The sequence below is a fragment of the Fibrisoma limi BUZ 3 genome (assembly GCF_000296815.2).
Lineage (GTDB): Bacteria > Bacteroidota > Bacteroidia > Cytophagales > Spirosomataceae > Fibrisoma > Fibrisoma limi.
This window is the reverse complement of the sequence record NZ_CAIT01000006.1, coordinates 445,008-469,520: the sequence shown is the minus strand read 5'-3', so window position 1 is coordinate 469,520 and position 24,513 is coordinate 445,008. Positions and strand designations below refer to the sequence as shown.

19 protein-coding genes are annotated in these 24,513 nt (G+C 53.7%); 13 read left to right on the top strand and 6 right to left on the bottom strand.

Annotation, left to right across the window (positions count from 1 at the left end):
• Positions 1-67 precede the first annotated feature (67 nt).
• Together BN8_RS09825 and BN8_RS09820 are read right to left on the bottom strand one after the other, a co-directional pair.
• Complete coding sequence (locus BN8_RS09825) at positions 68-844, bottom strand: HEAT repeat domain-containing protein (protein ID WP_009281700.1); 777 nt, start codon at positions 842-844, stop codon at positions 68-70.
• Complete coding sequence (locus BN8_RS09820; RefSeq protein WP_009281699.1) at positions 828-1,346, bottom strand: GFO_1088 family ECF-type sigma factor; 519 nt, start codon at positions 1,344-1,346, stop codon at positions 828-830. The genes BN8_RS09825 and BN8_RS09820 overlap by 17 nt, the downstream gene beginning before the upstream one ends.
• A 279-nt stretch (positions 1,347-1,625) precedes the next feature.
• Between BN8_RS09820 and BN8_RS09815 the strand changes: the two genes are divergently transcribed.
• The 4 genes from BN8_RS09815 (at position 1,626) to BN8_RS33225 (ending at position 4,658) form a co-directional block, all read left to right on the top strand.
• On the top strand, positions 1,626-2,525 hold the full coding sequence (locus BN8_RS09815) for an alpha/beta hydrolase (protein ID WP_009281697.1): 900 nt from the start codon (positions 1,626-1,628) through the stop codon (positions 2,523-2,525).
• A gap of 160 nt (positions 2,526-2,685) precedes the next feature.
• A complete protein-coding gene (locus BN8_RS09810; RefSeq protein WP_144051637.1) occupies positions 2,686-3,174 on the top strand; it encodes a hypothetical protein in 489 nt (162 codons plus the stop codon).
• Between the two features lie 141 nt (positions 3,175-3,315).
• Entirely contained in the window at positions 3,316-3,474 is a 159-nt protein-coding gene (locus tag BN8_RS33230) for a hypothetical protein (protein ID WP_009281696.1), read from the top strand.
• A gap of 812 nt (positions 3,475-4,286) precedes the next feature.
• Positions 4,287-4,658, top strand: coding sequence for a hypothetical protein (locus BN8_RS33225; protein WP_051041028.1), 372 nt, complete (start codon positions 4,287-4,289; stop codon positions 4,656-4,658).
• A gap of 152 nt (positions 4,659-4,810) precedes the next feature.
• Here the strand turns inward: BN8_RS33225 and BN8_RS09800 are convergent, their stop codons facing one another.
• Positions 4,811-7,270 carry a TonB-dependent receptor gene (locus BN8_RS09800; protein ID WP_009281695.1) on the bottom strand — a complete coding sequence of 820 codons (2,460 nt, stop codon included), beginning with the start codon at positions 7,268-7,270 and terminating at the stop codon, positions 4,811-4,813.
• A 492-nt stretch (positions 7,271-7,762) separates the two neighbouring features.
• Between BN8_RS09800 and BN8_RS09795 the strand changes: the two genes are divergently transcribed.
• From BN8_RS09795 to BN8_RS09780, 4 genes are all read left to right on the top strand, one after another.
• Positions 7,763-8,419, top strand: a complete 657-nt coding sequence (locus tag BN8_RS09795; protein ID WP_009281693.1) for a hypothetical protein — start codon at positions 7,763-7,765, stop codon at positions 8,417-8,419.
• A gap of 95 nt (positions 8,420-8,514) precedes the next feature.
• Entirely contained in the window at positions 8,515-9,507 is a 993-nt protein-coding gene (locus tag BN8_RS09790; protein ID WP_009281692.1) for a S1/P1 nuclease, read from the top strand.
• A 129-nt stretch (positions 9,508-9,636) separates the two neighbouring features.
• Positions 9,637-10,830, top strand: a complete 1,194-nt coding sequence (locus BN8_RS09785; RefSeq protein ID WP_009281691.1) for a hypothetical protein — start codon at positions 9,637-9,639, stop codon at positions 10,828-10,830.
• A 108-nt stretch (positions 10,831-10,938) separates the two neighbouring features.
• A complete protein-coding gene (locus BN8_RS09780; RefSeq protein ID WP_009281690.1) occupies positions 10,939-12,246 on the top strand; it encodes an alpha/beta hydrolase family protein in 1,308 nt (435 codons plus the stop codon).
• 17 nt (positions 12,247-12,263) lie between these two features.
• On the opposite strand, the gene BN8_RS09775 is transcribed toward BN8_RS09780, so the two are convergent.
• Together BN8_RS09775 and BN8_RS09770 are read right to left on the bottom strand one after the other, a co-directional pair.
• Positions 12,264-13,037, bottom strand: coding sequence for a cupin domain-containing protein (locus BN8_RS09775; protein WP_009281689.1), 774 nt, complete (start codon positions 13,035-13,037; stop codon positions 12,264-12,266).
• Positions 13,038-14,273, bottom strand: coding sequence for a DUF5009 domain-containing protein (locus tag BN8_RS09770; protein WP_009281688.1), 1,236 nt, complete (start codon positions 14,271-14,273; stop codon positions 13,038-13,040).
• Between the two features lie 239 nt (positions 14,274-14,512).
• Here BN8_RS09770 and BN8_RS09765 point away from each other — a divergent pair, with 239 nt between their 5' ends.
• The 5 genes from BN8_RS09765 (at position 14,513) to BN8_RS31640 (ending at position 23,990) form a co-directional block, all read left to right on the top strand.
• Positions 14,513-15,229 carry an SDR family oxidoreductase gene (locus BN8_RS09765; RefSeq protein ID WP_009281687.1) on the top strand — a complete coding sequence of 239 codons (717 nt, stop codon included), beginning with the start codon at positions 14,513-14,515 and terminating at the stop codon, positions 15,227-15,229.
• A gap of 369 nt (positions 15,230-15,598) precedes the next feature.
• On the top strand, positions 15,599-18,280 hold the full coding sequence (locus tag BN8_RS33220; RefSeq protein ID WP_009281686.1) for a hypothetical protein: 2,682 nt from the start codon (positions 15,599-15,601) through the stop codon (positions 18,278-18,280).
• A gap of 304 nt (positions 18,281-18,584) precedes the next feature.
• Positions 18,585-22,691, top strand: a complete 4,107-nt coding sequence (locus BN8_RS09755) for a hybrid sensor histidine kinase/response regulator transcription factor (RefSeq protein WP_009281685.1) — start codon at positions 18,585-18,587, stop codon at positions 22,689-22,691.
• A 187-nt stretch (positions 22,692-22,878) separates the two neighbouring features.
• The gene (locus BN8_RS09750) at positions 22,879-23,448 is read left to right on the top strand and encodes an RNA polymerase sigma factor (protein ID WP_009281684.1); all 570 of its coding nucleotides are present in this window, start codon (positions 22,879-22,881) and stop codon (positions 23,446-23,448) included.
• A gap of 134 nt (positions 23,449-23,582) precedes the next feature.
• Positions 23,583-23,990 (top strand): GtrA family protein, encoded by a 408-nt coding sequence (locus BN8_RS31640; protein ID WP_192579039.1) that lies wholly within the window; start codon positions 23,583-23,585, stop codon positions 23,988-23,990.
• Between the two features lie 7 nt (positions 23,991-23,997).
• Here the strand turns inward: BN8_RS31640 and BN8_RS09740 are convergent, their stop codons facing one another.
• Entirely contained in the window at positions 23,998-24,492 is a 495-nt protein-coding gene (locus BN8_RS09740) for an ankyrin repeat domain-containing protein (protein ID WP_040005689.1), read from the bottom strand.
• Between the last annotated feature and the right edge of the window lie 21 nt (positions 24,493-24,513).

The following is a 24,513-nucleotide window of genomic DNA, read 5'->3' as shown; positions in this document are numbered from 1 at the left end:
TAAACTGTTTTATTAAGGGGGGTGAGGTTTGTAGTTTGTTGACACCGTAGGAACCACGAACCATTAACTACGAAGGCGAGTTACTGCCCGCCAGCCGGTTGATGCCTTCCTCGGCTTTGACGCGCACGACGTCCAGCACCTGTTGATTTTTGGCCAGTCGCTGAATCTGCTCAACGGCCCGCTTTTCCTTGATAGCCACCAGCGATTCGATCAGATTGATCTGCACATTTGGGTCCGTCTGGATCGACAGCGACTGAATCAGTGCTTCCCGTACGCCCGGCTCATTTTCGAACCGGAGCAGTGCCTGACAGGCCGCGAGTCGTACGTTCACATTGTCGTCGAAATTCAATGTATTGATCAGCAACTGCGTTATATCCTGGTCAGCCTGCGTTAGATCATAGCTCTGATTGACCGCCTGAATCCGTTCGCTGGCCGAGGTGTTGGGCATCTGTTCAAACGCCAGCACTTTTTTCATTTCCAGCGCGGATGTTGCCTCAACAGTTGATAGGGCTGTCTCGCGGGTCCGCCACTGATCGTAGAACAAGCCACCGGCAAACCCGAGCATCAGCAACGCTACCCCGGCCGCAATGCGCAGGCTCCACGTCGTCAGGCTACGTACCTTACCGACCTCCGACTGATTCAGTTTCTCGGCCAGTTGATTGTTGAACACCATAGAGAGGTGTTCTTTCCGGGCGTCGGCGAAGAGCCGGAACTGGGCCGCGTGACTTTCCAGATGCGGTGGAATGTTATCGCCCTGGAAAAACTGCCTCAGTATGCGTTCTTCGGCCAGCGTCGTTTCGCCTTCGTAGTATCGCTCCAGCAGTTCGTCAATATCCTGCTTCATAATTGTTTGCTTTTACGTAACCCTCGCGCAGCCGTTGCCGGGCCCGCGATAAAATCACCCGAATGTTATTGACACTGAGCCCTGTTGCCTGCTCGATCTCTTCGAACGAGTACTCTTCCACATCGCGCAGGTGGAGAATTAGTTTCTGCTGATCCGGCAGCTCGTCCATCAGTCGGCGCATCAGGTCCGCGCTGTCGGTCAGTTCCACCTGCCGGTACGGCGACACACCCTCGGCCGTAATCTCCAGCATATTGGCCGCGTCGTCCATTTTCTGGCGGCTGTGGGCTTTGAGCTTGTCCAGACACAGATTCCTGATCATCCGAACGGCCAGGGCTTCCACGCTGTGGTACGTATCCAGTTCCTGGCGGTTAGTCCAGAGCCGCATCAGCACTTCCTGCAACGCATCCTCCGCTTCTTCGCGGTTGCGCAGAAACAACTTGGCCAGCCGAAATAGTCGCCCCTGGACCGGAAGTATGCGTTGTTTGAAAGCTTGTACATCCATTTCAATGACAAAGACGAGCGCGGCAGACAAACATTACAGATTGGCGTAAAATTTTTTCTAAATTTTTACACACACCAACTAAACCGTTGATGGTCAGCGAATTTTTCAGCACCCTGAATCGCTACGGGCAATCTGCGTGCTGTCAGATTCTTTGCGTGTTTTACGTGTTGTCAGTTTCTTAAAACTGACAGCACTACAGATAAACCTAATGCCCCCCGTTGACGTAGGTATGACGACGGCGAACCTAAACTTTGTCTGTTCGTTATACCTATTTTGCCAATGCGCCTTCATAAATTACTCTGGCAGGTGCCTGCTGCCCTGCTCCTTGTCACGACGATGCTCTTATTCGCTAACGAGTTCGCCATTGCCCGGCCCAGCCGCCGTATCAAAGACATACCCTACGTAGTCAGTACGTTGCCCGGCTTCGATCCGCAACGGCACATACTGGATGTCTACAGCCCGCGTAAACAAGCCAGTACGCCCTACCCGGTTGTTATCTTTATCCACGGCGGTAGCTGGAACAGTGGCCGGAAGAACCTGTACACCTTCATCGGTCGGCGGCTGGCCAAACAGGGCGTCGTGGCCGTGATTATCAACTACCGGCTCGCGCCGAACGTGGAGGTTCCGGCCATGGTCGACGATTGCGCCCGCGCCGTGCTGTGGACCCGGCAGCACATTGCCGACTACGGGGGCGATCCCACCCGCATCTACGTCATGGGCCATTCGGCGGGCGGTGGCCTGGCGGCTCTGCTGACGGTGAAGGACAGTGTGTTTGCACAACTTGGCGCAGACCGGAACCCCATCAAAGGAGCCATTCTCGACGATCCGGCCGGGCTGGATATGTTTGATTACCTGACCAAAATGGAGTACCCCAACGACGAGCGATACCTCATACCGTTCGGGAAAGACCCGGCCATTTGGCGGCAGGTGTCGGCCCTGTACCACCTCACGGCTGATTCACCCCCCATCCTGATGTATGCGGGCGAACGGACGTACCCAAGCATCGCCAGCAGCACCCGAAAGTTTGAGAAGCGGTTGCAGGAATTAGGCATCCGATACCAATTCAAGGTCCTGCCGGGCAAGAAACACATCCCGATGGTGACGCAGTTGTTCTGGCAAAACAACGTTATTTACCGCGATCTGCTTCAGTTTGTGGGCGCAAAGCCCGCTACAACATGAGCTTAATTTTGTAGATTAGTCCGGGCTTCTGCAACTGCCACCCAAACAACTTGATTTGACTATGAAGTGCGTTATAACCTGCTGTTTCATACTCTTGCATGTTGGGGTCTTCTATCCTCGCGCTAATGCTCAATCAGGAAATCCGCCCCCATGTAACGAGGTGAAACAAGTCAAAATAGACAATTCCGAAACTAAGCGGCAGATTTTAACTGAATTCATTAGTTCCTGCCTACGAAATAAATACTGGACGAATGACAAAGGAATTGTCCTGCTTAGAGAGTACAAAAACGAAGCAGGGAAACAATGCTGGCTTCTACTACCTAGCATTGATGACGGCTACAAAGACAACCCTCCCGAACGGTTTGCTACGTTTCAGGGTGATATCATCCTGGTTTTTGATGCGAATTCAAACGGCATACAAAAAGCATCAACTGGTAATCGGGAGGCTTTGAATCAATGCCTGGAGCAAATTACTGGTGACCGCGTTTACATTCGTCCTCCGAAAAGAAGCCGATGGACAGATGTGGTTATGCCCTTCACGAACCGTAAAATGACTAATGGCCCTCGTCGAATCTCAGCCGGTAACGGGGGCAGTTTGATTATCATTTTTAATGATGACGGTAGCTACCAGGCACTAATTCCTGTATAAAGTTTTTGATAGTTTTTCTTTTCTATCCCACTGATACATTTGCCTGAAACACGTTGCATAAGGATAATGGCAGTTGGGGAAACTTTCCGGTTGCCGGCAAGTTATGCCAGTACGTGATTAGAACGAAACACTGTCAACGATATGGAAAATCAGGAATCACAAGACCCGCAGGAACCCACGCTGGGCCAGACTGACTACGATTCGATCGACTTCGACCGGGCAACCAACGACAACGAAGCTGCGGCTATGGAATCGGGCGCGGATCTGGACGATGAAACCAACCTGGGCACGAAGCCCTGAATTGGTTTACACCGTCTTCATATTTCCTCACGAACGATAACCCAGGTTCATGTTTGCTGGGGAGCGACCGCATAGCCAAGTTTTGTGCTTTGCTATGGTCGTTTTATTTTGTAAGCCTCGCCTAAATTTACATAGCTCTTGCAGCCGCCTATTATCATAAATTACAGTTATCTGCACATATTTTCCCTACCTTTTGTCTTAGCTTATCAGTATAGCCACTTATACAACTTCTATATCGTTGTCAATCATGAAAATTAACTATTTAGGATTTCTTGGTTTGGGCCTCGTATGTGTGATTATAATAGCTTTGACTGGTAATTACATATTTGCTTTGTCTGCTGATTTTTTCTTTCTGTCGGCTGTTATTTCTCATCGTCGGCAGAGACGATTAGACAAGCAAGTAAATGATTTAAGGTATAAGCAAGACTGAAAAACACACCAGTGTATTGGTTGATTCTCTTAACATAAGCAAGCCGAGCCGCCAAAGCCAAGGATATGTGAGTTGGTAAGTATGAGACTGTTCTGGAGGCAGCTCAACAAGCCATTGATAGCTTCAATCTTTTACGTCTACAGTGGAGTTATGCTTGTCTTGAACCTGAACAAGCTCACCAAATGCAGAGGGTTAGCGTAATATGGCAGGTCAGTAATGTTGATAACAGGGAAAAGTACAAGTTGTTGAAAGGAAGATCGCTGTATAAATTGAAAGCAAAATCTGTCATGTGAAGTCAAAATAATACAAACGAAAATTCCTTTCCAATCTTTTTAGCTTGAACGGAATCTACTTGATACTACCCTTTTGCTTTCTTAGTCAGATGAAAAAGTATACACTATCAATCGCTATTTTGGTTGGCTTCCTATCAACAGCTCAGATGTGTGGAACCAAAGACGATGTAAATCCAGAAGTAGACAGCACATCATGTTTTTCGGATAAATCACTAACAAGCGTCTCTTGGCAGAAAGATCAACTAACTTTCTTTCAACAGCCCAAAAGCGGGTCTTTAAGAGTGGTTGTATACACGTATAAAAATGAGTCTTTCCTAGCTTTTGTAAATGGATTTGTAAGCTCACCAATGAACTACATTTTTGACTGCTCAGGTAGGACGCTCGCTCAGCGTGGTATCAATTACAACGTTTTTTCTGATGGTGCTAAGCAAGTTAAGCTACTGTTAGAGGGTAACTATTAGAATCGTCAATTTCCCATTACATGCATGTGGATTCGAACCCGTTAATTAAGGCTTGAACCACATTACATAAAGTAATTTGTAATACACCAGCAGCAAAAGCACAACCTCATGACCACCAGTTCAATGGTACTTTTCTGGTATACGTAGCCTAATCAAAACTCCCCTTCGGTTGGTTCTTTGGCTTTTTTCTTGGCCTGCCGCAACCGGTAGTTGAACGTCAGATTGACTTGCCGCAACCGCCCCTGCGAGTTGTTTTCCGTGTAGAAATTATCGCCAACCGTAATGGTGCGGAACCGGCGCGAGTTAAATACGTCCAGTACGTTCAGGGTCAGCGTTCCGTTGCCGTGGAGGATGTCGCGGCTCATGGACAGATCCAGCGTTGCGATGGCCTGCCGACGACCCTGCGGGGTTTGCTGGGGCGCTTCGTAGTTGCCCCGCATCTGCAAGTCCAGATTCTTCCAGAAAGTGAACCGCGACGTAGCGCGCGTAAACCAGCTATACGTATCGCTCTGGAAGTTGGCATCGAGGTTATCCCCGTTGATGATGGCCCGGAAGAAGTTCATGCTCCCGTCGAGTTTCCACCACGGGAATAGCGCAAACGAACCGGTAAATTCGGCTCCGTATGAATCCTCCGTCGCCAGGTTTTCGGGACGGGTGTTCGCATTCCCCTGGTCATCGACCCGCCGGATACGGATAATCTTACCGTTCGTGTGCCGGTAGTACAACGACGAAGTTATCGACCCGTTGCCAATGTATTTGATGTGCCCCAGATCAAAAGAGTTCGTGAACTCGGGATTCAGATCGGGGTTTCCGCTGAAGAAGTTCCGGCTGTCGCTGAAGGTCATGAATGGGCTCAGGTCGTTGTACTGCGGCCGTCGCACCCGGCGGCTGAAGCTCACCTGCAACGCGTGCTGCCGGGGCAGGTCATACGTCAGGTGCACGCTCGGGAACAGGTTGGCGTACTGCCGCGGATTCACGTCGTTCGTTTGGCGGAGCGTCGTAGTTACGCCTGTCCACTCGGCCCGCAGTCCAGCCTGATACGAGAACTTACGGCTTTTGTTGCCCACGATGCCGTACAGCGCATGAATCCGCTCCTCATACAGAAAATTATTGGTCAGGCCCGGCAACGGTCGCCACGAACCATCCGCAATCTGCTCCGTTACGGTGTAGTCGTTGGTCATGTCGCGGGTGCTGCTACGGAGACCCGCTTCAAACTTACCGTCTTTCTTGAACGGCCGGATGTAGTCGATCTGCACCAGAAACTGCTTCTCGGTCTCATCGTTCAGCGACCGTTGTAGTACGTTCGGGATACCCGATGTAGTCCGGTCGGGCCGTAGCGTCTGTTGCGTAAAGAACTGATCGGAGCTTTCCCAGTTGTCGAGGTAGCGGACGTCGGCGGTGAGTTCGTGGCCTTCGCGGGCAAAGGTCCGTTTGTAGCTTATCGCGTATTCCGAATTGGGTTCGGTTTCGGTTTCGTCCTGCTGCCGGTTTGTAATGCTGAGCAGGTTACTTAAGCTCGACGCGTAATCCAGATACTGAATGTCGGAGTAGCGTTTGCCTTTGCTGATGCGGTACGTGTACGCGCCCGTCAGGACGTTCTTCGGATTGAAGTAATAATCGATGCCCGCCCGCGCGTTGTTGTACATACCGTTCAGGCGATTCGTCCAGGTTTGTTGGGTGAAAAACGTCGAATCGTTGCGGTTCAGACGCTGGAACTGGTTGCTCCGGCCGGGGGTATTGCGGTACGAAACGCTGTAATTGACAAAGAAATTGAGGTTCTTGCGCCGGTAGTTGACGTTGGCAGCCGCGCCGTAGTTGGCCGGATTTCCCGCAATCAGATCGAACGAGCCGTTGAAACCTTCCTTCCGTTCTTTCTTCAGAACAATGTTGATGATGCCCCCCATGCCTTCGGCTTCGTAGCGGGCGGATGGATTGGTGATAATCTCCACGCGTTCGATGGCGCTGCCCTGCAACTGCTGCAGGCCACTCGACCCTTTCAGGCTGACCAGTCCCGATGGTTTTCCGTCGATCAGGATACGAACACTGTTGCTGCCGCGCAGGCTGACGTTGCCTTCTACGTCGACGGCCACCGACGGTACGTTCTGCAAAATATCGACCGCCGTGCCGCCCCGGTTCGCCAGGTCCTTGCCGACGTTGAACACCCTCTTGTCGAGGGCCAGTTCCATCGTGCTTTTTTCGCCCTGCACCACCACCTCGCTCAACGTACTGGCCGTGGGCAGGAGTTTGAACGTACCCAGATCCGTCGCGCTTTCGCGGGTCAGGCGAATGGCTGCGGTTTTCTGGGCTTTATAGCCAATGAATTCAAGAAGCGCGTAGTAATTACCGACTGCGGCATCCAGCGCAAATTCGCCGGTTTCGTTGGTGATCGCTCCGGTCACGAAGGAACTGTCGACCTGCCGGAACAGCCGGACGTTGGCAAACGCCAGCGGGGTGTTGGCCTGGGCATCGAGCACTTTGCCGCGTAGCTTCAGTTTACCGCTGTCCTGACCGAACAGAGTTGTGCCGGTCAGCAATACTGCAATGGAGTAGGTAACAAATCGAACAACGAGCTGGCCGAACAGCTTCGATGGAAAGGTAAAGGGTAAGCTCATCAGGAAGGGTTGAGTCGGTTGTATACAGCATAAAAGGGCGTATTGCCCGATTTTACTGTAAAAGCGTTCTCACTTTCGCAAAATTGCTGGAACCGATTGCAGGTGTAATAAGCTACGTATGGGTGACCCGTCCATTGATGAGCCAACCATTGCTCCCTGATATAGCGCTGTAGTGAGATATGATACCAGGCAGCACCTAGGGCGCTTGTGATCACGCCAGCCACCACCTGGTTCCAAGGACAGGGCTACGGCCTTATCTGGCAGGCTTAATTTCCTCCAGCCAACTCTGGATGTGTTTACTCATCGAAGCTTCTGTTGACAACTTGTTCGTCCGCTTTCAGAATGACCTTTCTGAGTGACCGTAAATCAGCCATTCCCCTGGCCTGAATTTTCGACAATTCATCCGGCTCCTTCGGCAGTTCAGACAAAAAGCGATTTACGACCCATCCGCAAGCCAATACCTTTACGGCTGTTAACCATACCTCTTTTTTTATGAGAGTTTTTCTTTTCTGCCTGGCACTACTCAGCAGCTTGACCTGCGTGGCGCAATACCAGCCGTTGGGTGCTATCTCCATGTGGGCCGATGGCTACGTAGTCACCACCGAAAACGATACCATTCGTGGTCGCGTCCGGGTTGGCTCCACCGTCAATGACTCACCAGCGGGCATCGTTGTCGAAACGACCGACGGTAAGAAGGTGAAAGTCAAAGGCGAAACCCTGCGCGTACTGGCTCAGCGAATTCCTGATTTTGCGTATTCGACTGGCAGCATTCCCCGCAGCCGCGACATGATCGTTTTTGAACGCGTACCCAATCCCCGGCGCAATGGTAAGCTGATGCTGCTGGAACGCCTGACCCCACCCGGTGGCCGCGTTGCCCTGTATTTCGACGTATCGGGCTGGAAACGAACCGTTGAATACAGCTTCGGTAATTTCACCCTGGGCACCAATCCGCAGGACCTCAGCTACGTCATTGTCAAAGACAACCAGGAGTCGCTCATTGCCAAACGGGGCGACGTAGAGACCATCCACGAGAAATTCTTTGGCGACTGTCCCGCTTTCATCCGGCAATACCCATCCGCTATGCCCCGAATGTGGAATCGCTTCGGCGAGATGGTCGATGCCTATAATCACCTCTGCCTGCAACAGTAATCAACACGCATGAACAGCCCGACGGGCCGGGATACCAAACGGTTTTCCCGGCCCGTCGCCGTATCTTTGCGGTACTTACTAACCGTATTTTGTTAATGCACTTTTCTTTTTGGTACTTGTACCTGGGCGGCTGGTCTGACGGTACGTCTGACCGGTGTACGTCATTACTGAAACGGGTCTGCCTCTGGCTGCTCGTGTTCAGCATGACTGGTCCGGCCTACGGCTGGAACAAACCAACCCACATGGCCATCGGGGCAATCGCCTACCGCGACCTGCAGGCCAAATCGCCCCGGAAGCTCGCCCGCGTCGTGGAGATTCTGCGGCAGCACCCCGACGTAAAAACCCGCTGGGCGACTATGCTCCGGGATTCATCGCTAACCGACGACGAAAAGAACCGCTATCTGTTTATGCTGGCTGCCCGCTGGCCCGACGACATCCGCGGTCAGAACAACCCCAACGATCACGCGAGCTGGCACTTCATCAATTATGTCTACAACCCCGGCCTGGGGATAGCCCGTACGGATTCAACGCTGGCTACCAGCGAGAACATTCTCCAGGCGTTTGAGCAGAACCGGAAAATCCTGACCAGCGACGCCCCCGACAGTACGAAAGCCTTTGCGCTCTGCTGGCTGTTTCATCTGGCCGGCGATGTGCACATGCCCCTCCACACGGCGGCCCTGATCAGTCCGCAGTTTCCGGAGGGCGACAAGGGTGGCAATCTGTTCAAGATTAAAATGGCCATGAGCAACCCAACCCTTAACCTGCACTCCTTCTGGGACGGTATGCTGCTGGGGAAGGACGCGTTCAGAGCCGCTGATCAACTGGCCATTTCGCTGAGTCAGACGCATACCCGCCGTGAGTTACCACGCCCCCGCAAGCCAGCCATTACCGACTGGTCGAAAGAGAGCTTTGCACTGGCCCGTACCATAGCGTATCAGCAGGGGCAGCTCAAGGGAGGTACCGGCAACGAGGGAGTCGTTCTACCAGAAGGCTACGTTGATACAGTAAAACCCATTGCCGAACAGCAGGCGGCCTGGGCCGGTCATCGGTTGGCGGTTGAACTGCTGACGGACGTGAAAAAGCGGTGAACGACCGCCAATTCGCCACATACTAAATCGGCAATCCACTTTCCGGGGCCGCCTGTGTACCTTGCTACCAGGCGGCCCCGGCTTTGTCTGGAACAAACCAGGGGCTTGTCTATAACGCACTGCCCCCAGATGGTACCGAAACCTTCCTCCAGCCCTGCTCAACCCATACCCACCGTAGCCGATGTCGACCGGATTGCCGCCCTGACCGACCCGGTGATCCGTAACCTCCGGATTACTCAATGCTACGCAGAACTGTCGGGGGTATTCCACGAACGAACCGGCGCGGGTGCCAACTGGTGTACGTTTGCGACCTGGGCCTCGAAGCAGGCCGGACAGACCATCCGGCGCGAAGATCTGATTCGTACAGTTGAAGCCGTATTGAGTGCTGATCAGGCAATCGGCCAGGCACTACTGCGGCTCGTCACGCTGGCCCGGCAACTCGGCGCAAAACCTGATACGTCAGCACTTCAGCAATCAGTCTGGTATGAGTTGCTGGTCACGGCGGCCGACCGGGCCAGCAATGCCGTTAGCCGGGGTAACAGGAAAGTGTTCGAGGAGATTGCGCGAGAGTTTGCCCGCTTCATGGCTACGTGCGGAGCGGATACTGAGTTTACGCAGTCCCACCTGGATACCTTCTGCGCCAGCCTGCGACCCGGCGACCCACCCCACGGCCAGCGGTACCTGCGTCAGGCCTTCACGCATTATTATCAGTCGCTGTTTGAGACCGATCCGAAAAAGCAGGGCGAACTCCGGCTGCTGGCTAATCTGGAAGTGGGTTTTCACGAACAGACCCGGCTCCAGCCCGAGATTGCCGAATCCTTGAACGCAGCCACCATTGACGGCGACGAGCTGAAACGTCGGCTGCGCGAACTGCTCTTCCCGGCCGGAAGCTGGCTGAGCCGATTGCGGCTATCGTTCCTCGATCTGTTTGGGCAAACGACCGCACTAGACAAAGCCCTCGATCGGTTGGTTAGTCTCGTACAGGTGCAGATTCGATCGGCCGTAACGGCTCACCTGATGACCATGACCTTTCCGCCTACTATACGCCTGCGACTGGGGCACGACCTGACCACTACGTTCCCGGCATCACTCCGGACACTAACCAACCCTGATCTGAGGAACCTGCTTCAACACATCGACCCGACACCCGACAGTCTGAACCAGAGTGGCGCCGTAGACTGGGCCAATCTACCCGAGCGGATGCATTTCATTGCTGATCTTTTCCGGTGCTACCACGAATCGGCCGACCTGTTTTCCCCCGCCTTTACTACGGAGCAGATTACGGCGCTCAGAGCCGGACAGCGGCCAGAGGGCCGTTTATAACCCACGATTGGTTGCAAAAGCCAATGCAACCCGCGTTATTCGGGCCTGTTTACAGCTACCCGACTTATCGTTCTAAATTTTACCCGCTTTCTGCAACAAAACCATCCGATGAAACCACGATTACTGGTCACTTCCCTGCTATTGTCTACCCTGTTTTCACTAATTAACCCACCGCTTGCTCAGGCGCAGACTGGCAAGGATGCGTTTCTGTTCGGTGATCTTCTCCCCGACGCCCCTGAACTGGCCGCCCGTGGCAGCTACGGCGTCGGTGTCCGGACGATGAAACTGAACCACCCCGGTCAGATCGATGTGCTTCGGGCTAAAGACGGGAAAACGCCCCTGTATGACCGTCCCCTAACTGTCGAAATCTGGTATCCGGCCCGCATTCCGGCCGGAAAAGCCGAACTGGTACAATACGACGAGGTGCTGGGTGTTGCCAATGATCCGAAGCGCCCGCTGGTACCGTTCACCTTTATAGGCCGTGCCCTTCGCGATGCCGAACCCAATCCGGGCGAAGGCGCTTATCCACTCGTGATTGTCTCGCACGGCTATCCCGGCTCCCGGTTAATGTTCACGTACCTGACGGAAAATCTGGCGTCGAAAGGCTACGTGGTGGTGTCCATCGACCATACCGAATCCACCTACCGCGATGCGGCCGCGTTTCCGAGTACGTTGCTCAACCGGGCGCTGGACGATCTGTTTGTGCTGAACGAGATGGCGCGGCTGAGCGGAAAAGGCAGCAAATCGTTCCTGGCTGGACTGCTCGATGCCAACAACACCGCTCTGGTCGGTTATTCGATGGGTGGCTACGGCGTCCTCAACGCCACGGGAGCGGGTTTCAGCAACCAGGCCGTTACGTTCTTTGGCCAGATGACGGGTGGCAGCACCGCGTTGCAGGTCCGGTCGACCAACGCGTCGGAGTACAAAGCCTCGCAGGACCCACGCATCAAAGCCGTCGTGGCCTTTGCGCCCTGGGGCATGGAGCGGGGCGTCTGGGATGCCGAAGGGCTGAAAGGATTGACCCGCCCGACCTTGTTTATCGCCGGCAGCAAGGACGACGTATCGGGTTACGAAAAAGGCATCAAAGCCATTTACGACGGTGCCGTTAATGCCGACCGGTATATGCTCACTTATATCAACGCCCGGCACAACGTAGCGCCTAACCCGCCCCCGGCCGAGTCGATGAAACCCGGTTTACCCTTGAACGAATACATGCGCTACGCCGAACCGGCCTGGAGCGAACGCCGGATCAACAACATCAACCAGCACTTTGTAACGGCATTCCTGGGCATTCACCTCAAGAAACAGGACTACGGCAAGTACCTCGATCTAAATGAAACCGACAGCGCAGGACCTTGGACGGGTTTTAAACCCCGAACGTCCGTCGGGCTGGAGATGCGGCACGCCAGGCCGTAAGTGACCGCGAAGTCCACTCACTCAAACTGAAACGCAAAATACATGCAGCGGCCCCGGCTCGTGTTCTGAATGGCGTGCGGTACGTTGGACTCCAGAAAGATGAGGTCACCGACTGCGGCCGGGTGCAACGTACCGTTGATGCTTTCCTGAGCGGTGTTCTCGATCATGAGCAGGATTTCGGCGGCCCGATGCGTGTGGGGCGGGTGACTCCACAGCCCTTCGTTCAGGGTCGTTACGTGCATCTCGAAGCGTTTGGTCATGGCCGTTGCGCGGTCGAACATGCGCCGGATACCGCCCTGGCTGTGCGGCTGAAACGCTACGTCCCGAAAGTCAATCCAGAAAGAGCCGCCAGCTTTTTGCCCCCGCGCGGTATCGACGGGCGCTTTGGCTTCGTACCGCATGACGTAGTACGTGGCCGGTACGTCCCCCCGGTTGTCAAAGCCGTGTTCGTCGCCGGGCACCATCAGTGCAATGCTGCCGGGACCTAACGTCTTCGTTTTCCCAGCGATGGTGACGGTCAGTTCGCCTTCCTTCACGATGATGAGTTCTTCGTCGTTGTGCCGGTGCGCCGGGTGAGGAGTCTGGTGTGCGGGTAAGGTCGTTGCGTGTATCCGGACGTGTTTGAAGTCGGTCGTGGCCCCTTCCAGCAACAGCCGCTGCGCTACGTTCGCTTTCTGCGTAACGGGGGCTTTTGCCCATGCATACACGCCCGACTCAACGGCCTGCGCACTTAATCGCCCAACCGCGAACCAGAAAAGAATGCCCAACGCCAAACCTAACTTCATGGTCATTTACAGTTTAAGTTTGATTCCTGCTTTGCCCAATACAGCCGTTATACCAATAATCAGGAAGGCAAATACCATTGATTTTAGCAGGCCCACTACGCCAACCGTCAGCCAGTCGGGCAGCGACATACCCGACAACGTAGCCACGCTGTAATAGACGTACGGAATCAGGTAACAGGTCAACGTACTGGTTCCGGCGGGCCTTATTGGGTTGAACCAGTGGGCTTTCCCTTTTATATCGACCAGGACGTACACGCCGGCAAACACCAGACAGGCAATGCCCGAGCAAAGCAGGATCCAGGTAGGTGTCGCCTGAATTTTTGAAATGATAAAGAACTGCCTCGAAACGAGTTCAGCCAGCAGTAGCAACACACCAAGCCCACTAAACAGCAGCGGTAACTGCCAGGGTCTTTGGGCATTTTGACACCGATTGAGCAGTAACGTAGCGAGTACCCCGGCCATCGTAAATGACTGAAAAGCCCCGTTACCCAGTATCCAGTTCGACGGACCGTCGGGCCAGAGTTGCCGTAGCCACCCGGCATGTCCCGCGATACACACGAACGTAAAAACCACCCAGGCCAGTACTGAACCAAGGGGGTGTCGATGAACAAACAAAAAAATCAGGGCGCAGGTCAGGTACGTCCAGCCGATAAGTCCCAGAATCCCCCACCACTGCGGGGTCATTCGACTCAGCTCATTACCGTCTCCTCCGCGAAAGGCAATTACCAGCCCGACCAATAACACTACGCCGGTTAGCTGTAGTCCCCTGATCACGTAGTTCATAGCACCCTCCCGCCTGGGGTATACGTTCCAGATCAGGAAAAAACCCACGACCATCAGGATCTGAAACCACTCGCTGCTGATGCCCGTTGCCTGTGGGTTTAGCTTCGGTACGTTGACCGTAAATACCCCCATAATCAGCAAGGCAACCGAGCGAACGACGATATGCCGTATAATCAGCCCGTAGGAATCGCCCTTCGCCAGCCGGCCCTGGATCGCAAAAGGGATTGACATACCGACGATAAAGAGAAAACAGGGAAAGACCACATCGGCCAGGCCCAGAAAGTCGACATCAGCCGGTGAATGCTCCAGCCAGTCCGGAATGCCGATCAGGGTCCAGAGATCATTGACGAATATCATGAAGAGCATCGTCAGGGCCCGGAATATATCAATAGAATGTACCCGCTTTTCGGGCAATTGCCGTCGGGTTTCTGGTGAAGCAACGACTTGTTGATCAATCATTGGGATGTCGCCTGGTTTTCCGGGTTAGACTGACAATACAGAACACTGTCTATAAAGAAGCTGATCATGTCAAACTAACCAAGCATTCAGGCTTATATAGACTTACAGCGAAATCTCATTTCACCTTGTCTCCTGCAAAACCGGCTTCGCCGTACGCGTTTCGAAACTTTCGGTTGATTGCCGGGGTTATCGCCCAAGCCTGGTTCGGGCTTTTCTTCATCCATCAACGTATTGCATTCATGGCAGACATTACCAAAACGGCGCTCATCACGGGCGGCACAAAAGGCATTGGCTACGGCATCGCCGAAGTACTGATCAACGACGGCATCAAGGTGGCGATAACGAGCCGTTCGTCGGTAGCCGCCGAACTGGCAGCCAACCAATTAAATGAGATCAAAGCGGGGTACGCCCTGGGTATCGGTGCCGACGTTCGCGATCTGGCGTCTCAGCAGCGGGCTGTCGATACGGTCCTGAAGCAGTGGGGGCGATTGGATTACGTCATTGCCAACGCTGGTGTGGGCCACTTTGCCTCCATCCAGGAGATGACGCCGGAGCAGTGGCACGAAACCATCGACATCAACCTGACAGGGGTTTTCTACACGGCCAAAGCAACGCTGTCGTCCCTGAAAGAAAGCGAAGGCTACTTCATTACGATTGCCAGCCTGGCCGGTACGAATTTCTTTGAGAAAGGCTCAGCCTACAACGCGAGCAAATTTGGTCTGGTTGGCTTCACACAGGCCATCATGCTCGATTTGCGCAGCGAAGGTATCAAGGTAACCACGATCATGCCCGGCTCCGTGGCGACGCACTTCAACAACCACGAACCCAACGAACAGGACGCCTGGAAGATCCAGCCCGAAGACATTGGTCAGATGGTAGCCGACCTGATCAAGATGAACCCGCGAACGCTGCCCAGCAAGATTGAAGTCCGCCCCACCCGACCCGGCGGACGCTAGAGATTCTCTCGTACAGAAACGGCACCGGATATCCGGTGCCGTTTCTGTTTGAACGGTTACGTTCTGCCGGATGGCACGATAAACGAATGCCCTTTATGATATAAACTGCTGCGGGCGCTGGCCCACGCTTCTGCGGTTTATCTGATGAGTAAGAACATACGCTTATGTGATGTAGCTCAGTGCCGGATAAGAATCCCTGAAGGACTTTTATGATAGGTCTGTTGCACAGCAGAATTGGCATTTCCAGGGAGAGGATTGCCCGTAATAGACCAATGGAAATACCCTCTGGTCGCTAATTCGTGGTTGATCACGAGCAACAGGACTTTGTAGGGTATTCATACCAGTAACTACTTATTAGTCCTCTACATCATGAAGAATCGTTTTCTATCTCCGGTTCTAATTGGCCTCTGCCTGCTAACTGCCAGTACTGTCGTACAGGCCAAACCCATCTGGAAATTTTCTGTGGTTGTGGCGGTTGAAAAACGGACTGCCGATTTGTATACGTCTATGCAGTCCAAAAGTATCCAGCAACTCGTAGACGAACAGATGGCAACGGTCAACGCCAATTTTAATCAGGGAGCTTTGTTTAAGGGCACCTACGCCTTTCAGGCTGACTCTGTTTACGTGTTTTCCGGCCCCGCCAGCCAGGAAGTTTTCAGGCCCCACCCCAACCATACCTATGCCGTTGTCATTGATGGTTATTCAGACAACTCGGTTGGCGGCGGTTGGTGGGGCTCTAATCAGACCATCTACCACAGTTGGGCATGGAGTAACGATTTTGCCAGCGGCCCCTTCGGTCCGGGCGCAACGGACGGTTTAACCCACGAATTTGCTCATGCCAGGGGTGCCGTTGATCTCTACGGGATGCGCGTAGAAAGTGTTAAAAATCTCGTCAACGCCCAGACGTTTGACCCCGTTAATTCCATTATGAATTATCCTTATGGCAACATCGTCTGGGATGAGCATACCTCCAACCTACTGAACGAAACGGCGGATGGACCGATTCTGGGCAACCAGTGGATCACCAAACCCTTTCCAAAGGCCATCGTCTTAAAAGCGGTTGATTTTCAAGGCCAGCCACTGGAAGGAGCCTTGCTGGAATTGTATCCCGTGGAGTGGTTTTCGTATTCGGTAAAATTTACCCCCGCCCTTAAGGCCACGACTTTGTCTAATGGTACGCACGTACTTCAGGCAAACCCGTTCCAGCCTGGTACAAATGGATATCCGTGGACCATGCGCTATGCCAATTTTCTGGTCAAGGCTTGGTACCATGCGTCTGTAGTGTATCAATGGATGCCTTTGTACGACGTACAAAACGCGTATTACCGCAACGGAGCCGATGCCGCCTACACCGTTACTCTTCAATTTCCAGCCGAAACGCCTATCATCCAAATCACCGGACTGAACGCCAGTAATTTCTACGCGAATGATTCTATAGCCGTCTCTTTTTCAACAAAAGGGGCATTTGACTCAGGCAATACGTTTTCTCTGCATGTAATCGACGAACATAACAATACATTCGTGCTGCAGACCGTCGCTGGTACTGAGGGGGCAACGCTGAAAGGGGTGTTACCCATGTTCACGGCCACCCAGATGTGTAGAGTTCAGATTGTGAGCAAAAGTCCAACTGTTAAAAGCAACGAGTATGAAATTGTTATTCGACCGACTCAGCTCGTGCTGGAAGCTCCATCGTATTACTGTCAGAGTGGAGAGATTTACTTTAACACCACTGGTGGAGACGGATCGCCTATTACTTACTCGGCACCAGGGATTAAACGATCTTCGCAGACCGATTACAAGGGGGTAGTTGAAACTGAACTACGAGGTGACCCAAAAGTAATTCCAATAACAGCCACTCAGAACGGAGTTAGCGTGACTTACTATTTCGACCTCAAAGCCGCATGCAACACCCAGCCCGTACCGCCGGTACTTGTGAAGCCGATCCCTGACCAGACCTTTACGGTTAACCAACCCCTTCCCGGCAGCGGCTTTGACGTTGGGCAGTTTTTTGCAGACCCCACTCCCTATCATCCTGATTACACGTCCGGCTGGCAGGTTGAGGTTAAAGGTCTGCCCCCCGGACTGGACGTATTTGCTAAAAGCCTGACAGGTAGTGGCAGTCCTATCCGGGTTATTGTGGGCACTCCCCGTGTGCCCGGTGTTTATACAATCAGTCTGAAAGCCAGCACGGCTGCCTTTCCTGATAAGCCTGTACGTACCAGCTTTATAATCTCCGTTGTAACTGACGTAACGCCAGGGGGGGTATTAACGGTATTGCAACCGACGTACGACTGCGAGTCAGGAGCCATTGTATTTCACACGCATGGGGGCGATGGCTCTCCTCTATCGTATCATGCCCCCGGCATTACACGGTCATCGACCAATAGTGCTACCGGTATCGTCGAGGCTGAGTTGCGAAGAGATCCTAAACCTATTCTGATCACAGCCATCCAGGGTGAACAGATAGCCACATACTTGTTTGACTTCAAGGCCTATTGCGCAGGGTCACCCCCACCCCATGACACGCTGAAGTTACTGCCCCCTATCTACGACTGCGCCAGTGGTGCCTTTCGCTTTAACACCAGCGGAGGAGATGGTTCGCCGGTCGAGTATCGGGCCATTGGCATTACCGACTGGACAACAGATGCGAATCAGTTTGTCGATTTGGAAAGCCGTACGGCCAATGATGTACAGCCGTTCCTGCTGTTTGCCCGGCAGAGCGGCCATCAGGTTAGCTACGTCTGGGACCTCAAGGCGGCCTGCAGCCGGGCCCGTCTGGGAACACCTACTCTCCTTGAAAACTTTTCGGTTCAGGTACTTGGCAACCCTGTAAGTGAACGACTCCTGGTGTTTGTCAAAGGAGCCGCTGGACAGCCTCTGCAACTTCGACTGACCGACGAACGGGGCCGTATCCTGGACAGTCGGTTGATTCAGCAGGCAGGTGACATAGAAAAGCAGCAGTTTATGCTTAACCAGATTGACACAAAAATCCTGTTGTTACACACCAGCATACCAAACGGCAGGCAAACCACCCGAATCATTAAGCAGTGAGAATTTACCCATATGCGAATGCCCACTCAAACGGCTGATTGAGTGGGCATTCGCATATCTTAACGTCAAACCATATACACTACCTCCAGCAAACCTACCAGATTGATAGTAACCTTGTTTGAGTATTTTATATCGTACTACCAACTTTCACCAAAACGGTACCATTTGATGTAGACAAACCACGTAAGTAGCTGTTTGAGCAAAACTATTGCCTAACTTTAACTCCAAACTTGCCCATTTGATTGCCAGAATAAATAGTACTGCCTAACTTACTTATCCGGTGTTATTGTAAACTTTTCTTCGAATGCGCGTTTGTCTTTTGTTGCTTTTGCCTCTATCCTTATTGGCTCAACCTAAAGGATGGCAGGAACGCACGATTTCCGATGGCTTATCGCAGGGGATGATTTATGCCCTCAAACAGGATCAGAAGGGGTTTATCTGGGCCGGAACAAAAGATGGACTCAACCGCTACGACGGTTACACGTTCAAGGTGTTCACCCACGATTCATACAACGAGTATAGCCTGTCCGACAACAACTGCTCGGCCCTGCTGACCGACAGCCATGGCCGCTTGTGGGTCGGGACACAGACAGGGGGGCTGAACTTGTTCGACAGCCGTACGCAACGATTTTACCACCTCGACATCTTTGACCAGGCAACGCCCAAAGCCGGTAATTATGAGGTCTGGCTGCTGGCCGAAGACCCCGCCGGCAACATTTGGGTAGGTACGGACAACTACAGACTGTTTCGGATCACCCTGCCTGAACAGCTTAAAAACAACTTCCCCAACAAAGCCAACTTCTCCGATCAGGTTCGGATCAGCCGCCTGTCTATACCCGAAACCGGGGCTAACGCTCCTCTCCACTTCCTTACGTTTCTACCCGATGGGCGGGCGTTTGTCGGTAGTGTCAACGGTGCCTATTCGTTCTCGTGGCGGCAACCCGGTCAGGTCCGTCCTGAAAATCCGTTCACGGGAAACTTCAGGGAGTTTTTCTCCATGTACGCCGACGTACAGAACGATTTCTGGGTCGCCACCACCAGCAGCAGCCTCATCTGTCGGCTTAAGGGTGTGCAGAAGGTCATTCCATTACCCCGTTCGAACTACACGAGCGTTAACCTCCGGCCTATCGACGATCATACCGTAGCGGTGGCTACCCAGGACTTTCTATGGTTGATGTCACCCAGCGAGTTGTTTCGTCAGGACAGTTTGACCAGCCGGAACGCCTTCGTAGCCCTGCCCGCCAATGTGTACGCGATCACCAATCTGGTGCGCGATCAGACCGGAGCCCTTTGGGTTGGGACCAGCGGCTACGGCCTCCGGTTGTTTAACCCCAACGTCAAGCAGTTTCAGTCGTACCTGCCCAACACGACACTATCTACCATCTTTGCCGATCGACAGGGCCGGATTTATCTGCGGCACGAATTTGCGTACAGCCTCCTCGACCGATCGGGGAACCGTCTGCTGCCGTTTCTGAGCAACACCCTGCCCCCCGCCGACCGCCGACAGCGGTACCTGATGCAGGACCGACAGGGTACGTTCTGGGTGTCTAACGTCCACTTCGAAACGCACGTCCAGCACCTGTTTAAATTTTCGCCCAACTGGACATTACTCAAAAAATACCCCCTGCCGGCCAATACGTCGTTCGGCTTCTTTGGGAACCAGACCATCGAAGACCGGGTCGGCTATCTCTGGATTGGCGGTGCGGACGGTAACCTGCTTCGCTTCAATCCGACCACCGAACAGTTTCGGGTGTACAGCTACCAATCACTGCTGCCCCGCAGTGGTGCCGCTACGGAAACATATGCCCTTTACGAAGATGGAGCAGGTGTGCTCTGGATTGGTACGCAGAAAGGCCTTATCCGGGCCAGACCGACCCAATCCGGTCTCGACTTCTCGATGTTTAAGAACTCCGTCGCTAACCGACAAAGTCTGACGAATGATTTTGTACTTAGCCTGACCGACGACCCTTACGAGCCAAACCGCTACCTGTGGGTAGGTACCAAAGGTGGGCTGGAACGGCTGGACAAGCAGACGGGGCGCTTCGACCACTTTACGGAAGAACAGGGCCTGCCCAACAAGGTCGTCTACGGCATCTTAACCGACGAGTTCAAAAACTTGTGGCTGAGCACGAACCGCGGGCTGGCTCACTTCAACCCCCGCAGTCTGACATTCAGGAACTACACCAAGACCGACGGCCTGCAGGACGACGAGTTTAATACCGGGTCGTTCTTCAAAACGGCTACGGGTGAGCTGCTGTTTGGGGGTGTTAATGGTCTCACGGCCTTCCGGGCGTCGGCGCTGAACAACGCGACCGGCCCGCGTTCGGCTCAACGGAGGCCCGTAGCGCAGATCATCGGCCTGAAGGTAAACAACCGAACGGTTGATCCGGGTGCGGCCGACGGCATTCTGAAAGAAAGTATTGAATACACCCAGGCTCTTGATCTGGCGCATGACCAGAACCTGGTGACGTTCGAGTTTGGTGTGATGGACTTTACCAATTCGGCCCGGAACCGCTTTCGGTACCGGCTCGACGGCATCGACAACGACTGGGTAGAGGCAGGAACCAACCGCTTCGCCAACTACGCTCAGTTGCCGGCAGGCAGCTATACCCTATACATGATAGGCTCGGCCGATGGCGAGGCCTGGAGCCAGCCGATATCCCTGCGGATTCGGGTTAACCCGCCCTTCTACCGGAGCTGGTGGGCCTACTGTCTGTACCTGGGCCTTCTGGTGGTTATCGCCTGGCAGTTATACCGCTTCCAGATGCAGCGGTTTCTGCTTCAGCAACAGGTCGCTTTTGAACAGAAGGAAGCCAGTCGGCTGGCGGAACTGAACGCAGTAAAAACTCGCTTTTTCACCAGCATTTCGCATGAATTCCGGACGCCACTCACGCTGATTCTTGGCCCGCTGAGTGACCTTAGACAGCGGTTTCCCAACGAATCTGTTCTTCCGCTCATGGAGCGCAACGGGCAGCGGCTGCTGAGTCTGATCAATCAGTTGCTCGACCTCAGTAAGCTGGAAGCAGGGCAGTTGAGCGTTGACCCCAAACCCGGCGACATCTCCGCCTTTTTCCGCCTGCTCGCCAGTTCCTTTGAGTCGCTGGCCGATAGCCGCCAGATCCGGTTTCAGTTCAGCCAGAATCAGGACGTATGGTGGGCTTCATTTGACCGGGATAAGTTCGAAAAGATCGTTACTAATCTGCTTTCCAACGCCTTTAAGTTCACTCCGGCCCAGCACGAAGTTTTCCTGAACGTATCGTATCCGGACCCAAACAAAGCCGATCTGCTGACCCTGACCGTTCGGGATACCGGCATTGGTATTCCCGCCGACGACCTGGGGCATATCTTTGAGCAGTTTTATCAGGTGAAAGCCGATGGTGACCGCTACTACGAAGGGACTGGTATTGGGCTGTCGTTGGTCAACGAACTCGTGAATGTCCTGAAAGGTACCATCCAGGTTGACAGTATCGAAGGGGTTGGCACTACCTTCACCGTCCAGTTACCGCTGGTAGCCCTGGACACACCCGTTCCGGCAGCAGACGAACCGCTCATTCATACGATGGCTGATGCAGGCCCAGTACGTATTCAGGTGACCGATTTGGGGGTACCGGCCGATGAGCCGCTGTCACCCACCCAGGAAAATAGCCTGCTGATCGTGGATGACAATGCCGATATCAGATCCTACGTGCGGAGCATCTTTGCCAGCCAGTATCAGATTATTGAAGCCGTTGATGGTCTGGATGGTCTGGAAAAAGCGACCAAAACCCTGCCCACCGTCGTAATCTGCGACCTGATGATGCCCCGACTCGACGGCTATGGCTTTTGCAAAGCGTTGAAAGCGCAGGAAGCTACCAGCCATATTCCGGTGGTGATCCTGACGGCCAAGGCTACGATTGAAGACCGACTGGAAAGCCTGCGGCTCGAAGCCATCGATTTTCTGACCAAGCCCTTCAACCGCGACGAACTTGAGGTGCGGGTATGGAACCTGATGCAACAGCAGAAGCGCCTGTTCCAGTATTTAACGCTATCGCTGAGCCCGACGACACCCCATCTGGTTTCCCCGCCCCCGCTAACCGCCGAGCAGAAGTTTATTGACCGTCTGACCGACGTTGTCGCGCAACACCTCGACGACAGCAGTTTTGGCGTAGAGGAACTGGCAGAAGTGGCCAACCTGAGCCGCGTTCAATTGCACCGCAAACTGAAGGCACTGACCAACACGACCCCCGTGGTGTTTATCCGGGAGATCCGGCTCCGGAAGGCCGCCGAGCTGCTGACCGCCGGTCAGGATAGCGTCACACAGGTAGCCTATGCCGTCGGTTTCGACAACCTGTCGTATTTCGCCAAGGTGTTTCAGGAGCGGTATGGCGTATCTCCATCCCAGTTCGCCAGGCCGGCTGCTACCCCCAGTTAGCCCGCCTACGTACCTGTTTTCCCGATTTTTTCCTAAAAATGAAACAGGAGTGTTAGTAGATGATACAAATGTGTTAGCCCAGGTTGCACCGGTTTAGGTACTTTGCTTACACAGGTTGCACGCACAGCGTGGAAACCAGCTTAGAAGCCGCTAACCCGTGAGGACCTAGTCAACGACTCAGTACTTTATGAAGCCTTTTGTTCCGACTAACAACGCCCAAACTCATTTACCCGCTCAGGGAAACAGCCTTGCCCAATCGTTTACGGCCCTTTACTGCCACTACGCCCCGAAGGTGTACCGGCTATGTTTTTCGCTCACCAAAGACCCACAGCTTGCGCAGGACTGTACGCAGGACATTTTTCTGAAAGTGCTCGGCAAGCTCGACTCATTCGACAATCGCTCAACGTTCTCGACCTGGCTATATGCCGTTTCGTATAACTGTTGCATGGATCAGATTAAACGCCAGAAACGGCTGAGTACCGAACTCCTGTCCGACGACGTAACCAGCCGCCTGTCGGACAGCAGCCCGTCGGAAGCGACAGAATGGCGACTGAACGTGCTGGAACGGGTGCTGCGGCACGTGCGGGACGAAGACGTAACGTTGCTGCGGCTCAAATACGAACGCGGCATGTCGCTACGTGACCTCAGCCAACAGTACAGTGTGACGGAGAGCGCCCTGAAAATGCGACTGAAACGCACCCGCGACGAAATCCGGAAGCGTCTGAACGACCTGGGGGCAAGCGATTTTTCCGCGTAGGTTTCCCAGCCGCGGTCGTCGGATATTATCCTTGCGTTAAATCTGCCGTTGTGCCCGGTTGTGTACAAACCAAACAACCGGTATGTCCCTTTACTGATGGGCTATTGATGTTGCCCACTCAGCGACAAGGGAACATGAAACGCAGATTGGCCGAATTTTTCCGCTTTGCCAACGTATCGCTTTTGGCCACGGTGGTCGATTATGGTATCGGCTACCTACTGACACACACGGGGCTGACAAGTATCGTCGTGGCGACCGGTATCGGTCACCTCAGCGGAATGATCGTTGGTTTCTTTCTGAACAAATACTGGGTGTTTCGGGATACATCGAGCCGCGAAACCACCACCCAGTTGGTCCGATACGTTGTCGTTTCGCTCGGCAACGGTCTCCTCAATACACTGGGAGTCTGGGGACTGAACCAACTGGGCGTGGACAATTACTGGGTCGTCCGTATTCTCGTCGGCACGACCGTGTTCGTGTTTTACAGCTACGTGTTTACCCGCGCATTTGTGTTTATGCGCAAATCACGCCCCGTCGTTTAACCCGGGCCTATACTCCTCGTTCGGCAAAGAGCCGGAGGGCTTCTTCGTTGCCCTGCTGAACGGCCAGATCGCGGGCGGTCAGGCCCCGGACGTCGCGGATGGTGGTATCAGCCCCGGCGTCGAGCAGCAGTTCAACCATGGCGTGGCGGCCGAACAGTGTGGCAAACATCAGCGCTGTACCGTTGTTGCCGTTCTGCGCATTCACGTTAGCTCCCCGTTCAATCAGCAGCCGACCGATCTCGGGGTACCCCTTGAAACTAACACCCATCAGGGCGGTGTTGCCGGTCACGTCCTGCACATTCGGATCAGCGCCAGAGTCGAGCAGCAACCGGGTGGCTTCCAGATGGCCGTCGTAGGCCGCCAGAATCAGGGGCGTAAACCCTTTGCCATCCTGGGTATTCACGTTAACGTGCGCGTTGATCAGTTCATGGAGGTACGTTACGTCGCCCCGGCGGGCGGCATCAAACAGCAGATCTTCGGGGCGGTTGGATGAAAAAGTCATACGGATTGGTTCGTTGGTAGT

Excerpts from the sequence above, each read along its gene's own strand:
- BN8_RS09780 (WP_009281690.1), top strand. The coding sequence starts at position 10,939 with ATGAAACCACGATTACTGGTCACTTCCCTGCTATTGTCTACCCTGTTT.
- BN8_RS09800 (WP_009281695.1), bottom strand. The coding sequence starts at position 7,270 with ATGAGCTTACCCTTTACCTTTCCATCGAAGCTGTTCGGCCAGCTCGTT.
- BN8_RS31640 (WP_192579039.1), top strand. The coding sequence starts at position 23,583 with ATGAAACGCAGATTGGCCGAATTTTTCCGCTTTGCCAACGTATCGCTT.
- BN8_RS09795 (WP_009281693.1), top strand. The coding sequence starts at position 7,763 with ATGAGAGTTTTTCTTTTCTGCCTGGCACTACTCAGCAGCTTGACCTGC.
- BN8_RS09815 (WP_009281697.1), top strand. The coding sequence starts at position 1,626 with ATGCGCCTTCATAAATTACTCTGGCAGGTGCCTGCTGCCCTGCTCCTT.
- BN8_RS09785 (WP_009281691.1), top strand. The coding sequence starts at position 9,637 with ATGGTACCGAAACCTTCCTCCAGCCCTGCTCAACCCATACCCACCGTA.
- BN8_RS09790 (WP_009281692.1), top strand. The coding sequence starts at position 8,515 with ATGCACTTTTCTTTTTGGTACTTGTACCTGGGCGGCTGGTCTGACGGT.
- BN8_RS09770 (WP_009281688.1), bottom strand. The coding sequence starts at position 14,273 with ATGATTGATCAACAAGTCGTTGCTTCACCAGAAACCCGACGGCAATTG.
- BN8_RS33225 (WP_051041028.1), top strand. The coding sequence starts at position 4,287 with ATGAAAAAGTATACACTATCAATCGCTATTTTGGTTGGCTTCCTATCA.
- BN8_RS09820 (WP_009281699.1), bottom strand. The coding sequence starts at position 1,346 with ATGGATGTACAAGCTTTCAAACAACGCATACTTCCGGTCCAGGGGCGA.
- BN8_RS09740 (WP_040005689.1), bottom strand. The coding sequence starts at position 24,492 with ATGACTTTTTCATCCAACCGCCCCGAAGATCTGCTGTTTGATGCCGCC.
- BN8_RS09775 (WP_009281689.1), bottom strand. The coding sequence starts at position 13,037 with ATGACCATGAAGTTAGGTTTGGCGTTGGGCATTCTTTTCTGGTTCGCG.
- BN8_RS09755 (WP_009281685.1), top strand. The coding sequence starts at position 18,585 with ATGCGCGTTTGTCTTTTGTTGCTTTTGCCTCTATCCTTATTGGCTCAA.
- BN8_RS33220 (WP_009281686.1), top strand. The coding sequence starts at position 15,599 with ATGAAGAATCGTTTTCTATCTCCGGTTCTAATTGGCCTCTGCCTGCTA.
- BN8_RS09825 (WP_009281700.1), bottom strand. The coding sequence starts at position 844 with ATGAAGCAGGATATTGACGAACTGCTGGAGCGATACTACGAAGGCGAA.
- BN8_RS09765 (WP_009281687.1), top strand. The coding sequence starts at position 14,513 with ATGGCAGACATTACCAAAACGGCGCTCATCACGGGCGGCACAAAAGGC.
- BN8_RS33230 (WP_009281696.1), top strand. The coding sequence starts at position 3,316 with ATGGAAAATCAGGAATCACAAGACCCGCAGGAACCCACGCTGGGCCAG.
- BN8_RS09750 (WP_009281684.1), top strand. The coding sequence starts at position 22,879 with ATGAAGCCTTTTGTTCCGACTAACAACGCCCAAACTCATTTACCCGCT.